Annotated in this window: 14 protein-coding genes and 1 riboswitch; of the genes, 6 read left to right on the top strand and 8 right to left on the bottom strand. The window is 37.8% G+C overall.

From position 1 onward, the window contains the following. Nucleotides 1–46: 46 nt before the first annotated feature. Entirely contained in the window at nucleotides 47–268 is a 222-nt protein-coding gene (locus tag IE867_RS08980) for a FeoA domain-containing protein (protein WP_192484387.1), read from the top strand. Next, nucleotides 265–2,574: a Fe(2+) transporter permease subunit FeoB gene (gene feoB, locus IE867_RS08975; protein WP_192484386.1), complete on the top strand. Its 2,310-nt coding sequence runs from the start codon at nucleotides 265–267 to the stop codon at nucleotides 2,572–2,574. The genes IE867_RS08980 and feoB overlap by 4 nt, the downstream gene beginning before the upstream one ends. Before the next feature lie 102 nt (nucleotides 2,575–2,676). Here the strand turns inward: feoB and IE867_RS08970 are convergent, their stop codons facing one another. The 8 genes from IE867_RS08970 to dgt form a co-directional block, all read right to left on the bottom strand. Then, nucleotides 2,677–3,843: a cation:proton antiporter domain-containing protein gene (locus IE867_RS08970; protein ID WP_192484385.1), complete on the bottom strand. Its 1,167-nt coding sequence runs from the start codon at nucleotides 3,841–3,843 to the stop codon at nucleotides 2,677–2,679. 111 nt (nucleotides 3,844–3,954) lie between these two features. Further along, a complete protein-coding gene (locus tag IE867_RS08965; RefSeq protein ID WP_192484384.1) occupies nucleotides 3,955–5,097 on the bottom strand; it encodes a cation diffusion facilitator family transporter in 1,143 nt (380 codons plus the stop codon). A gap of 97 nt (nucleotides 5,098–5,194) precedes the next feature. Continuing rightward, nucleotides 5,195–5,872, bottom strand: a complete 678-nt coding sequence (locus tag IE867_RS08960; RefSeq protein ID WP_192484383.1) for a PQ-loop repeat-containing protein — start codon at nucleotides 5,870–5,872, stop codon at nucleotides 5,195–5,197. A 31-nt stretch (nucleotides 5,873–5,903) separates the two neighbouring features. Continuing rightward, a riboswitch (TPP riboswitch) is annotated at nucleotides 5,904–6,000 on the bottom strand. 199 nt (nucleotides 6,001–6,199) lie between these two features. After that, nucleotides 6,200–6,490, bottom strand: a complete 291-nt coding sequence (locus IE867_RS08955; protein WP_192484382.1) for a chaperone modulator CbpM — start codon at nucleotides 6,488–6,490, stop codon at nucleotides 6,200–6,202. 1 nt (nucleotide 6,491) lies between these two features. Then, nucleotides 6,492–7,436: a DnaJ C-terminal domain-containing protein gene (locus IE867_RS08950; RefSeq protein ID WP_192484381.1), complete on the bottom strand. Its 945-nt coding sequence runs from the start codon at nucleotides 7,434–7,436 to the stop codon at nucleotides 6,492–6,494. Nucleotides 7,437–7,477: 41 nt separating this feature from the next. Then, complete coding sequence (locus tag IE867_RS08945; protein ID WP_192484380.1) at nucleotides 7,478–8,536, bottom strand: ThiF family adenylyltransferase; 1,059 nt, start codon at nucleotides 8,534–8,536, stop codon at nucleotides 7,478–7,480. A 93-nt stretch (nucleotides 8,537–8,629) separates the two neighbouring features. After that, nucleotides 8,630–9,727, bottom strand: a complete 1,098-nt coding sequence (recF, locus tag IE867_RS08940; protein WP_192484379.1) for a DNA replication/repair protein RecF — start codon at nucleotides 9,725–9,727, stop codon at nucleotides 8,630–8,632. Between the two features lie 13 nt (nucleotides 9,728–9,740). Further along, nucleotides 9,741–11,105 carry a dGTP triphosphohydrolase gene (dgt, locus tag IE867_RS08935; protein ID WP_192484420.1) on the bottom strand — a complete coding sequence of 455 codons (1,365 nt, stop codon included), beginning with the start codon at nucleotides 11,103–11,105 and terminating at the stop codon, nucleotides 9,741–9,743. Between the two features lie 272 nt (nucleotides 11,106–11,377). On the opposite strand from dgt, the gene IE867_RS08930 reads away from it, so the two are divergent. The 4 genes from IE867_RS08930 to IE867_RS08915 all read left to right on the top strand — a co-directional run bounded on the left by IE867_RS08930 (nucleotide 11,378) and on the right by IE867_RS08915 (nucleotide 15,045). Beyond that, entirely contained in the window at nucleotides 11,378–11,860 is a 483-nt protein-coding gene (locus IE867_RS08930) for a hypothetical protein (protein ID WP_192484378.1), read from the top strand. Nucleotides 11,861–11,979: 119 nt separating this feature from the next. Continuing rightward, nucleotides 11,980–12,441, top strand: coding sequence for a hypothetical protein (locus tag IE867_RS08925; RefSeq protein WP_192484377.1), 462 nt, complete (start codon nucleotides 11,980–11,982; stop codon nucleotides 12,439–12,441). A 27-nt stretch (nucleotides 12,442–12,468) separates the two neighbouring features. Continuing rightward, complete coding sequence (locus tag IE867_RS08920; protein WP_192484376.1) at nucleotides 12,469–12,984, top strand: hypothetical protein; 516 nt, start codon at nucleotides 12,469–12,471, stop codon at nucleotides 12,982–12,984. A 96-nt stretch (nucleotides 12,985–13,080) separates the two neighbouring features. Further along, nucleotides 13,081–15,045, top strand: a complete 1,965-nt coding sequence (locus IE867_RS08915; RefSeq protein ID WP_192484375.1) for a TcfC E-set like domain-containing protein — start codon at nucleotides 13,081–13,083, stop codon at nucleotides 15,043–15,045. Nucleotides 15,046–15,166: the final 121 nt, after the last annotated feature.

Raw genomic sequence — 15,166 nt, 5'->3', positions numbered from 1 at the left:
CACCTGTTTATAATCAAGCATCCTTTGATTGATATACCTACCCTTTATGAATATCAAAACGAAACAAACTTATAAAATTCTTGGGTTTAATGATAATTGTCCACGCAACTATATGCAGAAACTATTGTCATTAGGCTTTATTCCTGGTGAGACTTTTTATATCGCCAAAAAAGCACTTTTTGGTAATCCTTATCACATTTCGATTAAAAACTTCTCTGTGTCATTACGTAAATCAGAAATTCTTTACATGCAGGTACAAGCCTTATGAAATATGCAATTATTGGCAATCCAAACTGCGGTAAAACAACACTTTTTAACGCACTCACCGGTCTTAAACAAAAGGTTGGTAACTGGAGTGGCGTGACCGTTGATAAAAAAGTTGGTAAAGTTGATTTAAATAACCAACGCATAGAAATTGTTGATTTACCTGGCATTTATACCTTAACCGCTAGTGATGAGTCATCTATTGACGAGCAAATTGCCGCACGCTTTATCGTTGAAGAGAAGCCTGATGCGATTATTAATGTCATTGATGCCTCAAACCTTGAGCGTAATTTATATCTCACCACACAGTTAATGGAAACGGGTATTCCATTGATTCTCGTTATTAACATGATTGATGTTGCCAGCAAAAAAGGTATTGTTATTGATTATCATAAACTGGAACAAACGCTAGGCTGCACAGTTATCCCTGTTATTGGACGCAAAAAAGTAGGTATCAGTGAATTAAAGACTACATTATTCAAGCCTCAAAATGCCTCTAGTTATGATCTAACTCATTACTACCCTGAAGCAATTAATAAACTGACTAGCCAAATTACCGAAGCGAATTATAGTTATCCAAGCTTATGGTTAAGCACTTCAATTGCTGAAGATAACTATCTACTTAAACATTTGCTGCTGGAAACTGACTTTAATCGCTTACAAGCATTAAAACTCACACTCAAACTTGACCACACAGCTGATATTACTCTATCAAGTGCACGCTACCAAGCTATCGCTGATATCGTTAATAAAAGCACTAAAACACAACAGGTTTCACAGCATAAAGCAACTGAAATGATCGATAAGTTATGCATGAATAAATACTTAGGTATTCCGGTATTTTTGTTTGTCATGTATTTAATGTTTGAATTCTCGATTACCATTGGTGGTGCGCTGCAACCATTATTTGATAATACATCAAGTGTCATATTTGTTGAAGGCATGACACATTTAGGTGTTTACCTTGGCTTGCCACTGTGGCTTGTTGCTGTGATTGCCCAAGGTGTTGGTTTAGGCATTAATACCGTTTTGACCTTTATCCCTCAAATTGGCTGCATGTTTTTATTCTTATCGTTTTTGGAAGACTCCGGCTATATGGCACGTGCGGCATATGTTATGGATCGTTTTATGCAAGCGATTGGACTACCAGGCAAAGCCTTTGTGCCACTGATTGTTGGCTTTGGTTGTAATGTGCCATCCGTTATGGCAACAAGAACATTAGAAACTCGACGCGATCGCTTAATGACCATCATGATGGCACCATTTATGTCTTGCGGTGCACGTTTAGCAATCTTTGCTGTATTTTCTGCAGCTTTTTTCCCGCAAAACAGTGCCTTGATCGTATTTAGTTTATATATTGTAGGTATTTTAGGCGCCATTATTACTGGATATGTCGTGAAATTTGCGTTACTAACCGGTAAAAGCGCGCCGTTTGTTATGGAGCTACCCGTATATCATTTACCTAACTTTAAAACGATCGGCTTAAATAGTTGGAGCCGTTTAAAGCGTTTTATCTTTAGAGCAGGTAAGGTTATTGTCCCGATTTGTGTTTTAGTTGGTACTTTAAATAGTATTCAAACCAATGGTGTTGTGGTTGCCGGTGGTTCACCTGATTCAATCCTTGCGCAAACTGGACGCACGATTACACCCGTATTAAAACCTATGGGGGTTACTGAAGACAACTGGCAGGCAACGGTTGGTCTTTTGACCGGCACTTTAGCTAAAGAGGTTGTTGTAGGGACTTTAAATACACTTTATACACAAGAAAAACCACAAAGTTTAGCCGATGCTGCGAGTGAGAAGTTTGATTTTTGGGGTGGCATTGCCACTTCTTGGCACGATACTGTTGACAGCTTCAAAAACATGAGTTTAAGCGCATTTATCAATCCATTTGCCGCAAATGAAGCAGATGCCAATATGGATAAAACCGCAATGGGCTCAATGGTTGTTGCCTTTGGTTCATTAGCTGCGGCATTTGCCTATATGTTGTTTGTTCTTTTATATGTTCCGTGTGCCTCAGTCATTGGTGCGATGGCACGTGAGGCAACGCGTGGCTGGGCATGGATGTCAGTACTTTGGAGTACTTCAATTGCCTATGTTGCTGCGGTTATTGTCTATCAATTAGCACAACTAGCAAGTACGCCACTTCATGCACTGAGTTGGATTATTGGTGTTATTATCTATATGATTCTACTGGTACTTGCGATGAAATATTTCTCACAGAAATTTCGATTTGAACTTGAGTTAAACAAAGGATGTAGCAAAGGCTGTGCAGTAACAGTTAACAGTAAAGAATCAGGTTGCCACTAAATATATGACTTCGACTGACGCTCAGCCAACGTGAAATAACCTCTCCCCTTGTGGGATTGCTCGTGCAGCTTTCGCTGCGCGGGTGAGGAGTAATACTTTTAATCAATCTCTTCTTAAACGATCTGAGACCGCAATTGGGCTTGGATAACTCAACACCACAATATACGACGATACAATAAAGCTTAGAATTGCCACCGCTTCAACAATAATCTCAGAGCTTACGGTAGCAATACCTGCAGTATTCGCCAATGCAATCAACATCAAAGAGAACTCACTGCCTTGCCCCAAGCGCATACCAATCTCAAAAGACTCTTTTGGTGTCTCACGCACAAGCCATAGTGTGACAAAATGAACAATAGGCTTAAGTACCAAGATTAAAACAGTTAATGCTAACACCACGCCCCATACCGAAGGCAATAGCGCAATTTGGAAGCCTGCACCAACTGAAAAGAAAAACAATATCAAAAAGAAATCACGTAGTGGCTTTAAGTTCTCATAAATATATTTGGCAATCGGTGAGCTTGCGACAGTAACACCGGCGATAAATGCACCAATCTCATTGGATAAGCCAAAGACAATGGCTAATTGTGCCATACCAAGACACCAGCCAATAGATAATAGAAATATATACTCTTGAAAGCGGCTAAATTTTCTGAAGAGTTTAAATAAAAAATAACGTTGTGCCAAAAAGCCCACACCACCTAAAACCGGTAATGCCAATAGTAATTTAATTAATGAAAATAAATGGAAACTGTCGGTTTGTGATGACCATAAACTGATAAAGGTAAGCATCAGAATCGCGATTAAATCCTGAATAAGTAAAATGGCAATCACCAACTCTCCAATGCGTTTATGATGTAATGCCGTTGTTGGTAGCAACTTTAAACAAATGATTGTACTTGAGAAGATTAATGCCGCTCCAATAATAAAACCTTGTGCGCCAATACCAAAAAAATGACAAATCAACACAGTAGCTGCAATAAATACCACACTACTTGTGATACAAACAAACATCGCCTTACCAAGCATTTTGATCATGCTTTTGATTTCTAAGTTAAGCCCCAATAAGAACAACAAAAACATAATACCGATGTCTGATATCTCATGCACCGTCGTGGTATCCGCAATAAATCCTAAGCAATGTGGACCAACAATGACACCTAAAGCAATATAAGCAACAATAATAGCTTGTCGTGTATAGAGTGCTAACGTCGCAAAGACTGACGCGCCAAAAAACACTAAAAAGAACACAAATACCAAGCTATGCATATCTACATCATCCTTATTTTTTACTCGTTATATAAAGATGCCTGATAAACAAAAAATAGCGATTGACCTAAAGCAATTATTCACACACTTTAGTGCATACACGCATCTTTATTATTGATTATTACCAAACAGCTTCACATTAGTTGATCTAACACCATCGATCTGAAAACGCTCCACATCAATTAACCGCAATATTTCCAGCTCCTTAGCCGGCGCCAGTAAGTATAGCTCAATCCGTTTAGGATAGTAATAAACAAACATCTCAATTTGACATAAATCGACGTTTTGATGCTTTTTGTTAATATAGTTTGCTAATTGTTGCAAGATCTCTTTACGTGCTGGTGGCATATCTTCAGGATTAACAATCTCCTCAGGATGTTCAGCAACATCAACATGCACTGTAATATCTTTAATATTATCAATTGCTAAGGTGAGCGCACCGCGAACATGTTCTGCAATATAATGCCCTTCTGATGCGGTGATGTGTGAATCAACCAAAATATGCACATCAAGCACCACTTGTCCTGCCATTTGACGTGTGCGTAAGCAGTGATGATGTTTAACACCATCAACATTTCTAATGATTTCTTCAATTTGATGCAATAATTCATTATCAACACCGGTATCCACCAACTCAGACAATGCTTTATAACACCATTTAACGCCCATCTTGCCAATCATAATAGATACGACAATTGCTGCCAATGCATCCATCCACATCAAGCCTAGCATACTACCGATTAAGCCTACAAGTACGACAACAGATGACCACATATCAGATCGACTATGCCAAGCATTAGCACGCAAAAGATCAGAATCAATGCGATTAGCCGTGACCATCGTATAGCGAAAAAGCCCTTCATTGGCCAAAATTGAAAAAATAGCCGCATAAATTGTCCACTGATCAGGAATCATTAACTCGCCCGAAAACCAATTCGCTAAAGCATGATAAGTAATGAGTAATGCCACTAGAATTAAAATGATTGACAGAATAACCGTTGCCAAAGTCTCAATGCGTTCATGTCCATACGGGTGATTGCTATCAGCACCTTTATTGGCGTGTTTGGCTGCGAAAAGCACCATAATATCACTTAATAAATCCGAAAATGAATGTACGCCATCGGCGAATAATGCAGGCGATCCCCCCACTAGACCAATTAACATTTTTAATAACGCCAGAATGGTATTAACAAACATCCCAACAATGGTGACTTTTTTACTTGCTTGATAGCGCTCTACTTCAGAAACAGCCATATTTAAACTATCTTATACTAGATCCATTAATAGTGCCTAGCATACTGAAGTTTCTTGATTTGTATATCAAAATAATTGATATAGCACTAATTTCGTACTAATCAATAATCATTCTCAGGCGTTGATAATAATAGTATTGCCCAACCATAATAAATAGTAAGCTCAAAATCACAATAGGGCTGATAATACTCGGCAATGGCCAACCAAAGCTTAATGCTGATATTTCATCACAGACAAGTGCGAGCACATTTAGTACCAGAAAAATTACGCTAAATGCTGTGGCATTTTTGTCTTTCATATTTTTAATAATTTGCGGTAACCAATATACTGCATAGCAAAACATACTGATAAAGCCGATGTTTTCTAACATTGTATTGTTTAAGTTATGCAAACTTACCAAAGCAATACCTACAGCAATAATAAGTAGGCATAAAATGTGAAAATTATAGCTTTGAGCATGTCTGCTCTTTTGCTGATCGATACTTTTACTATCGCGATATATTTGCCATTGTTGAAATAACAAACACGCCAAAGTCAACATTGTGACTGCGCGATATTGCCACTGCAAATCAAAGCCAAAGCCATAAATCAGATCCAAAACATTAGCAACGACCATCAACAAATGCGTACCATGACTGATATGTCCTGCTTGACGTTTGAATTGGTTATGAATAATCTGCGGCAAAAAATAAATGCAATAAATAACAAATGATATGTTAATGCTAATATGACCGATCACGCTTTGATCTCCCCCTTGGCTTTCTTTTATACGCATAGGAAGACAAAAAAGCATATGCAGATGTACACTGTACACTTTATCAACTTCCTACGCTAGGATTAACTAGTTCAGGTACAAAGGGTTAGGTAAAACCTTCTCAGCAAAATGCACCCCTGTTGTTCGGCGACATTTTAGTACGTATTTTTTAGCTAAACAAGCCTGAGATTAGCTTATACCGCCCATAAACCATTTTACAGCATTTCTGTCATTGAATTTTATGCCCTTTTGGGTGATGCAATTTTGCCAATAGTCTCAGCTATTGCCTGCAGTTCCATCACCCAAAAACATCAAAAACTTCTTCTACATCTAACACCGCAAAATGATTTACGAGCGGTATATATTTACAGAAACGACCGCCTCTAGTTCTTTTATCTTTTCTCTTAAGCTTAAAATAATGGAAATGCCTGATGGATTAACGCCTAAATCACGCATCAAACGCATCGCTGATTTAGCTCGCACAATGTCATATGCTGCAATGTAATAACTATCCGCTTGCACTTTGGCATTCACTACATCATGCTCAATCCATTCGATAATAATGGTTTGTGGCACACATAACATTTCAGATAACTCAACAATGCTAATATAGTCACTTTTTATAATCATCTCTGTCATTTTATGCTCCTAGTAAATCTTTGCGCGGATCAAACGCCATTTCAGCGGCCATATTTTGATAAAAAGCCTTTTGTGCTTCTGATACCGCAGGTGGTAGGATAACATCTAAAACCACATAAAAATCGCCCTCTGCCAAGCCTTTGCCTTTTAAACGCATTTTTTTGCCACTTTGAGTATGCTCTGGCACCTTGAGCTTCATCTGACCATGCGGTGTTGGTATATTAATCTCAGCACCCAAAGCTGCCTCCCAAGGTGCTATGGGAATATGACTATAAATATCATTGCCCACCACTTTGTACTGTTTATCAGATTGGACGATGATCTCAAGATATAAATTACCATTTAAACCACCGCCAACACCTGCTTCTCCTTGACCTTTTAGGCGAATTTGCTGGTGATTGCCGACGGCTTTAGGGATTTTGACTTTGAGACGTTTTGTTTTTTCAACAATACGACCTTCTTCATTAACCGTTTGATAGGCAAAATGCAACTCTCGTTCTGTACCAGTTAAGGCATCATTTACACTAATTTCAACCTTAGTATGTAAATCCTGACCGTTCATCGCAAAACCTTGCTTACGGCCTTGGCGCTCGCTATGTTGCTGACGGAAAAACTCACCAAAAATATCCTCATAGCCACCGAAATCACTATCTTGATAAAAATGCTGTTGACGATTGCTATGTCCTTGATGTGTATTGCCGCCTTGATGAAAGCCACCGGCTTTGGCATGCTGCCAATTGGCACCATATTGATCATATAGTTTACGTTTTTCATTGTCTTTCAATACTTCATAAGCATCTTGCACTTCTTTGAATTTTTCTTCAGCATTCGCCTCTGTACTCACATCAGGATGATACTTCTTAGCTAAACGTCGATAGGCTTTTTTAATCTCTGCATCTGAGGCTGTTTTTGCCACCCCTAACAGCTGATAGTAATCTTTTTCCATAGATCAACTTCCTTTTATGTGATTATTATTCTGTTTACTCTCTAATAACATATTTCTTTTTGCTGCTCTTCAAAGTAACGAGCAATGCCACCTTCATAGTTATAGACGTTTTCAAAGCCAAGCTCAATGAGCTTTTGTGCGGCCTTTTGGCTTCTAACGCCTAATTTGCAAATTACAATGATCTTTTGCGCTTTATTCACATTCTCTAATACAGAGTCTTGCATCACTTGTGCTAATGGTAAGTGCTCTACTTTAACATCTAAAGAAGCAATATCAAGCTCCCACCCTTCGCGCACATCGATAATCAGCGCTTCTGGATCAAGCTGATATGCCTTTTGCACCTCGATTACTGTATTATTGTTTTGCTCAAGACCAAAATCATGGGTAACACAGCCTTTACAATTTGGATTGCGTTTAAATCCATAACTTTGCCAAGTTAATGCATCACTATCAAATATCATTAAATGTTGCTTAATCTCTTTGCCTAAAAAGAAATTCACTGCCATATTTGCTGCCATCGTGCCAACCACACCGACACTGGCACCTAGCACACCTGCTTCTGAGCAATTTGGAACTAAGTGAGCCGGAGGAGGTGATGGGTATAAACAACGATAACAAGACTCTATAGGATCAAAGAAACTTAACTGTGCTTGTGATTTAAGCACACTGGCACTAATAAAAGGTTTGCCAAGTTTACAACATGCATCATTTACCGCATAACGCGTTTGAAAATTATCACTGCCATCGATAATCAAATCATATGAGGCAAAAATCTCGCAAGCACGCCTGAAATCTAAGCGCTCGTTATATTCAATTAACTCAACATCGCTATTAATTTGAGATAAATGCTTTACTGCCGTTGTTGATTTTGCAACGCCTAAATCATTTTCGGTAAATAATATTTGTCTTTGTAAATTAGATAACTCAACCACATCAAAGTCAACAAGCCCAAGCGTACCTACACCAGCTGCAGCCAAATACATCGACACTGGCGAACCAATACCACCACAACCGATAATACAAACTCGCGCATTTTGTAATTTTTGCTGCCCTTCAATCCCCATAACTGGAAAATGACGTTGATAACGTTTGTAATTCACTTTGACCTCTTTAACATCTTGTCGCATATTCTATTGGCAATAATTATATGCCATAGCATAGAAGATAAGTAACAAAAGACTGGCATTTATTTGCTAATCCATTTTCTCACAAACATTATCTTTTAACTGAAAATGCGCAAACTCAATACCGTTTAATAAGCTTTGTAAATGCTCAAGCTTAATTGCTGTCATGATGATTTGTGCATTAATATGCATCAGCTTATTTAGCACTTTTTGTAAATGCACTTGATCTAGCTCTGAATGAAGATCATCTACAAGATAAATACAACCGGTTTGATGTTCTTTTGAAAAAATCTCACCTTGCGCTAACTTCAACGCTGATATTAAAATCTTCTGCTGTCCACGTGAGAGAATATCTTGCGCTGGATGCCCTTTAACTTTAAAGCGCAAATCCGCACGATGTACACCATGACTTGTGACCCCTGTTTTTGAATCACTGACATAACTTGATGTCAATACCTCTGCCAAACTTTTGTCTTGTGACCAACCACGATAATATGTCATATCAATAGCAAGATCACTGTTAAACTCTTTAAGAATTGTCATCACTTTAGGCATTAAAATCTCAAAGTATTCAAGCCGTGCTTGATCTAAACTTTCTGATTTAGCAACAAGCTCTTGATCTAAAATCTCGATATAACTCAATGGATAACCTTGCTTTAGTGCCGCATTACGTTGCTTAATCAAACGCTTTGATTGCTGCCATAACGTTAAGAATTCAGGTTTGTGATAAAAAGCACCCCAATCTAGTAATTTTGAGCGTTGTTGTGCGCCACTATTGATTAAGCTAAAGCTCTCAGGGTTAAACAATTGCACAGGAAGTGCACGCGTTAACTGTGCTTGTGATTGCGCGTCCTCACCATTTAATTTCACGATACTTTTACTGTGTTTATCACGCATGCTCGCAAGCGTCTTTTCTTTTGAGTCACTTAATTCATATCCACTATAGAACTTAGCAAACAGTTGGAAATTATCTTTTTCATGCTCAATAATTCGAGCCAATTGTGAGCTTCTAAAAGAGCGTCCCATTGATAAAAAATAAATCGCCTCCAAAATAGAGGTTTTGCCACTACCATTTTGCCCACAAATCATATTTACACGCGGATGCAGTGCTAATGAGGCATTGGCTAAATTACGAAACTGAAAGATATTAAGTGCGCTGATATACATAAACGAGAAAAGCTTAAACCGGTTTAAAAATGCTTTGCACAGATGACGATGTTAAGCGATTATGTAGCTCAATTGCATAGCGATCGGTCATACTTGCAATAAAATCACTGATCACCCGCGCGCGATTCACCTGATCATCCGAATCAAAAGCATAAAAAATCTCACCGACATCTTCAGGTAAAAGGGATGTCTCTCTCTGTGAATTAATTAAGATATCAAATAATGAAGAGATAATTTCACGCCCTTGATAACGCACAACATTCATCTTAGGTGAGCTAATCACCGTAAAATAGACAAAAAGCTTCAACACCTCCACTTGTTTATAAACGTCTGACTCCAGAGAAACCGAAGATAATACCGGACAAACTTCATCATAATTAAGTGATACGTGTGAAATACAGTAATGTACAAGATTAGAGGTAAATTTTGTACGTAAATAGCTTGAGTTAGCTAGCTTCTTTGCCTGCTGATAAACATCATCAAACTTAGCATCAAAATCAATAATTCCCTCAAATATTGATTTTAAAATCGCTTTAATCTCTGCGATTGATAAATGAAGTCCATCAAGCTCAGCTTGCTGCTGTACTTGTATCAGTACTTTTTCTTCCGCATTAACCATTGATAATGGATCTAAAAAACCACCTTTGAACGCATCCTCAATATCATAGGTCGAATAGGCAATATCATCTGCCAAGTCCATAATTGAGCATTCTATCGTTTTAAACTTGCGCCCATGCAAGGCATCTGGAGGGTAACCAAAAAGCACATGTTGTTTAATCTTCTCAACCATCGCCTTTTCACTAGCGTAATACCCTTTTATCGGTCGCTCACTTGAGCTGATAATATAACTTGGAATCTCCTTGTCATATTTAAGGGTTGCTGCTAAGGTGCGATGCGTTAAATTCAAGCCAAAACGATTATCTTTACCTGAATGAATGGGACCTTCGCCTTTAAACACTTTTTTCTCTGTTTTTGCTAATAACCTTAATGTTTGCGCATTTCCCTCAAAACCACCAAACTCGCGCATTTTAGCATGTAATGCTTTCTCTCCATTATGCCCAAAAGGTGGATGCCCAATATCATGACACAAGGCTGCTGTTTCAACTAAGTCGGTATCTAAATCCAAATTAAAGCGTGAGTTTAGTCCTGTTGCAATGGATTTGGCAACTTGCGCCACTTCCAGCGAATGCGTTAAACGATTTCTAAAAAACTCACTCTCAGAACAAGGAAAAATCTGTGTTTTCCCTTGTAAGCGTCTAAAAGATGCTGAGTGAATGACACGTGCATAATCGCGACGAAAGGCAGAAAAATGCGCTTTTGGATGTGACTCATACACACCACGATAATAATCTTTTTCCTGATAAAGTGATCTTTTTATCTTGTTTGACATAACTGTCAATATTTCCTGTTGTTAACTTAATTTCTAAAGCAACAGCAGTGTAACTGATTACTCGTGCTTTTCACAGCGCTTCGTGCACTGTCAAACGTAGTATCGATGTTTTTTTGTTTGTTATTACTTTACAAAAGTAATAAACCTAAGTAATAATGAGCGCGTTGCTACCAACGAGTGATCATTAATTCGATGCAACTAGTTAGGTTTTTAGCCAAAACCTTAAAGGAAAGTAATCAATAAATAAAGGAGCATAATTTATGAAGAAAGTTTTAGTTGCAGCATTTACAGTAGGCGCATTGTTATCTACTTCAGCTTTTGCTGCTGAGGCAGGTAAATCTGAAGTCGTTGTTGAAGCAAAAAGCGTTCTTGGTGATCTAAGTATGAATCAGAAGATTGTTATTTCAGCTGCTGACGTTGCTGCGGGCAAAGACAAAACTTTTGACTTGGCAGAGTTTTGCACATACACCAATGATAAAGATGGCAAAGTAACCGTTGATGTTTCAAATAATGAGAAGAAATTTGCGGTTGTCGGCACTAAAGGTGAAGGCGAGCTACCTTACACACTTGTTATTAACAAGACTGCGGTAAATTATGGTAAGAATGAATTAGTTGTTGATGCTAATGATTTACCATCAGGCTGCAAAACCAAAGAAGCTGTTTCTATGACATTTAAAGGTGATGATATTCGCAATGCAAAGGCTGGGACATATAATGCCTCTTTGAATTTAAGTGTTGCCTAACAACACATATTCAATTAAATTTTTCAGTACATAAATAAAAGCATAAGGGATATCTTTTTGAGTATCCCTTTTGTTATTTATATACCGCTTGCAATAAACTTAGTAAAAAGGAATAAGTCATGAAATTAACGCGCATAATCGCAAGTCTTTTATTATTGATCATGAGTACATCTTCACTCTTTGCGGGTGCTGTACTTGATGTTGTTAAATCCGATATTGTTATCAACCAAAAAGTAAAACGTGATTATATTCCACTAACCAATATCGGCAATGAAAGCGGTACTTTTATTGTACAAGTCAAAAACGTGACAGATCCTAAACACATTATTACTTACAGCAACAGTGAACTAAAAAAACTTCCTGTTATTATTAGCCCGATATTAATTCGTAATTTAGGCGCTGGTAATAATAAGCGTATTTCCGTGCGCGCAAAAGGTAAGATCACTGAACCAATGAAACTACAATTAGTCATTAGCGAATATAAAAAATCAGCTGATGATAAAACTGAAGTTGCCGATGATGCAGCAGGTATTGATGTTCAAGGCTCCATCCATTATATTGCCAACATTGCAATTAGCTAATAATCAAGAATAATTACGGGAGGTTAGATGACAACTGTAAGCAGATACCTTGCTTTTGTTTTACTTATCTTCGCTTTTATCCCTGTAACACTAACGGCCTATCAGTTTAAAAACAACTCTAAACACTATGAGCGTCCAGCTAAAAAAGAGCGAGAAACACCTCGTTTTGTGGTTGGCAATCTCGCACTTAATGAAAAAATTGTTATCAGTGCAGATATGATCACTAAGGGTCGGGATCAAGTTATTCCTTTAGGCACTTTCTGCGCTTATCACAAAGGTAATAAACAATTTCCTTTGCGCATTACCACAAATGAAGGCGGCTTCATTGCTAAGGGATTAAATAACCAAGGTAATCTCTCCTATCAAATTCTAATTAATAAAGTAGTGATGCCCTATAATCAAATTCAAGGTATTCAAACAAATAACCGTAGTTTTGATGAATGCCAACTTTATGAAAGCATCGCCATTAAGTTCTCTAAATATAGGATTCAAAATGCCAAAGCTGGTCGTTATCAGCTGTCATTGATTCTGCAAAGCAGATAAATTATGGCTACTTGTCAGACCTATTGTAGAAAGAAGAAAATTAAACGCTTTTCCATATACCTAGCTCTGCTATTAAGCCATTGTCTAGTTATAGGCATGACACCCAAAATAGCTGTTGCATCTGATTTACCGCCTGGCTTTGAAGACTTTATTGAAGATGATGAAACGAGTCTTGTGACCATTGTCTTTGGTAAGGAAAAATTAGTAGAAACCACGGCAACGTTTAACGATGATGAAATCACCTTTGATGAGCCCGATCTTATTTTACAAAAACTTAAACCGTATATTGCGAAAACTGCCCAACATTTGCTACTAGAGGAAATATCATCACCACAAAAAACCAATGCCGAACGTAATTGTAGCAATGGTCCCAATTGCGGCTTTATTCGCCCACAAACATTGGGCGTTATTTTTGATCGCAATAATTATCGCGCGCAACTTTTTATTAATCCCAAGTACCTTCTAGCACAAGATGCTGTTCCTGCTAAATTTCTACAAGATTCAACGGCAGGCTTTGGCACACTTAATCTATTTCAACTTGGTGTTTCAGGCAATAATGATCAAAATCACTCAATGGCATTAAATCACAACGGTTACTTAGGTTATGGTAATTGGCATTTAGACTACAAGGATAACTTCACCTATTCCGTCACCCCAGGACAGCCACCAATTAAGCAGTTTCAATTTCGTGATTTTGATCTAAATTGGCGCCATAAGCAATACCACCTATCGCTTGGCTTACAAGACACTGTCGGCACAATGATTATCCCAAGCTTGCAAATTGCCGGAGCCAGCTTGCAAACTAATCTTGAGCTTCTGACTAACTTAAATGAGCAAATTGCCACACCGGTTGAAGTTAATATCATTGTGCCTAGTTATGTTGATGTTTATCGTGGTAATACCTTAATCGATACCCAATACTTTCCACCGGGAAATCACTTTCTTGATACACGCAGCTTTCCATCAGGCGCTTATATGCTGCGCCTTGAGACACGCACATTGACCAATCAAACCTCTAATAAACAAGTTTATTTTATTAAGACCAATGCCCTGCCACTTTTGACTTTACCAAATTACTATATTAGCTATGGACGTTTGGCTGAGCTTGTTTCTGGGACTATTTTCCCTACATTAACCGATCTTAGTGTGTTGACTTTTGAAGCCAAACAGCGCTTAAGCAAGTCTTTTGGTATTGGTGAACACGTAACAGTATTTAACCAGCAAGAAGCCATTGGCGAATTTATGCTGATGATGGAGCTATCACATTTAAGCTTTTATAACTCATTTGCTGTAAGTAATTTTGGTGATTTGGGTCTTGCTTTCTCTGTTGCAGGTAACGTATCAGGTGTAACATTAAATACTTTCTTTCGACAAATCTGGGTTAAAGAAAATAGTAGCAGCTACATTAATCAGTATTTTGAAGACACTCAAACAAGTAACACAAATATTGGCACATCATTATCCTTTAATTGGCATGATATTAATTTCACAACTTCATTAAGCTATGCCTATGTCGATAATAACTTCCAACATGATATTGGTTTTGATATTGCTAAAACGCTGAGCTTTGGAGACAACAATAACTTAACGCTTTCATTATCTTTAGATCATTCAGCAAGCAACAAAAGCGCCTTCTTACAATTAACATGGAGCTTTGGTACGCAAAGTGGCTGGTATATGGCAGCAGGTCTTGAAGGACAAGTAAGTCAACAAAGTGAAAAAGAAGTACAAAGAGAGGAAAACATTAAACTCAATATTGGCAAAGAGTTTACAGGCAATGATTATCACAATGATTTAGGCATTAGTAGCGAGATGAATCGTAATACCCAATACTATTCACAATATGCAAGTACTAGCAATCGTTATTTTAATTCATTACAACAGCTTAATTTGGCACAATCAAAGCATGATAAATCTGTCATTAGCTACAACATTCAAACATCAAGCTCACTTGCTTACACACCAATGACCAACTGGGGTATTAGTGGCTCAGATAATCGCAGTGGTGTGCTTATTTATGTTAATGCAGATATCCCTAGCAAATATACCATCTATTATTGAACGACAATTATCTTTGCCGGTCGGCGACATTTATCTTTGCCGGTTTTGAGTAAATGAAATATGGTAACCAGCATAGTTAAATATCATTCACAAGATAACAAAAATTATGTCAGGCAAACAT

It is taken from the genome of Cysteiniphilum marinum, from assembly GCF_014857925.1.
GTDB lineage: Bacteria > Pseudomonadota > Gammaproteobacteria > Francisellales > Francisellaceae > Caedibacter > Caedibacter marinus.
Note: the sequence above shows the minus strand (reverse complement) of the source record. Positions and strands in the feature narration are given on the sequence as shown.

Bases quoted from the DNA above. Each gene is read 5' to 3' on its own strand.
- IE867_RS08980 (WP_192484387.1), top strand. From the start codon at position 47: ATGAATATCAAAACGAAACAAACTTATAAAATTCTTGGGTTTAATGAT.
- feoB (WP_192484386.1), top strand. From the start codon at position 265: ATGAAATATGCAATTATTGGCAATCCAAACTGCGGTAAAACAACACTT.
- IE867_RS08970 (WP_192484385.1), bottom strand. From the start codon at position 3,843: ATGCATAGCTTGGTATTTGTGTTCTTTTTAGTGTTTTTTGGCGCGTCA.
- IE867_RS08965 (WP_192484384.1), bottom strand. From the start codon at position 5,097: ATGGCTGTTTCTGAAGTAGAGCGCTATCAAGCAAGTAAAAAAGTCACC.
- IE867_RS08960 (WP_192484383.1), bottom strand. From the start codon at position 5,872: ATGCGTATAAAAGAAAGCCAAGGGGGAGATCAAAGCGTGATCGGTCAT.
- IE867_RS08955 (WP_192484382.1), bottom strand. From the start codon at position 6,490: ATGACAGAGATGATTATAAAAAGTGACTATATTAGCATTGTTGAGTTA.
- IE867_RS08950 (WP_192484381.1), bottom strand. From the start codon at position 7,436: ATGGAAAAAGATTACTATCAGCTGTTAGGGGTGGCAAAAACAGCCTCA.
- recF (WP_192484379.1), bottom strand. From the start codon at position 9,727: ATGTATATCAGCGCACTTAATATCTTTCAGTTTCGTAATTTAGCCAAT.
- IE867_RS08930 (WP_192484378.1), top strand. From the start codon at position 11,378: ATGAAGAAAGTTTTAGTTGCAGCATTTACAGTAGGCGCATTGTTATCT.
- IE867_RS08925 (WP_192484377.1), top strand. From the start codon at position 11,980: ATGAAATTAACGCGCATAATCGCAAGTCTTTTATTATTGATCATGAGT.
- IE867_RS08920 (WP_192484376.1), top strand. From the start codon at position 12,469: ATGACAACTGTAAGCAGATACCTTGCTTTTGTTTTACTTATCTTCGCT.
- IE867_RS08915 (WP_192484375.1), top strand. From the start codon at position 13,081: ATGACACCCAAAATAGCTGTTGCATCTGATTTACCGCCTGGCTTTGAA.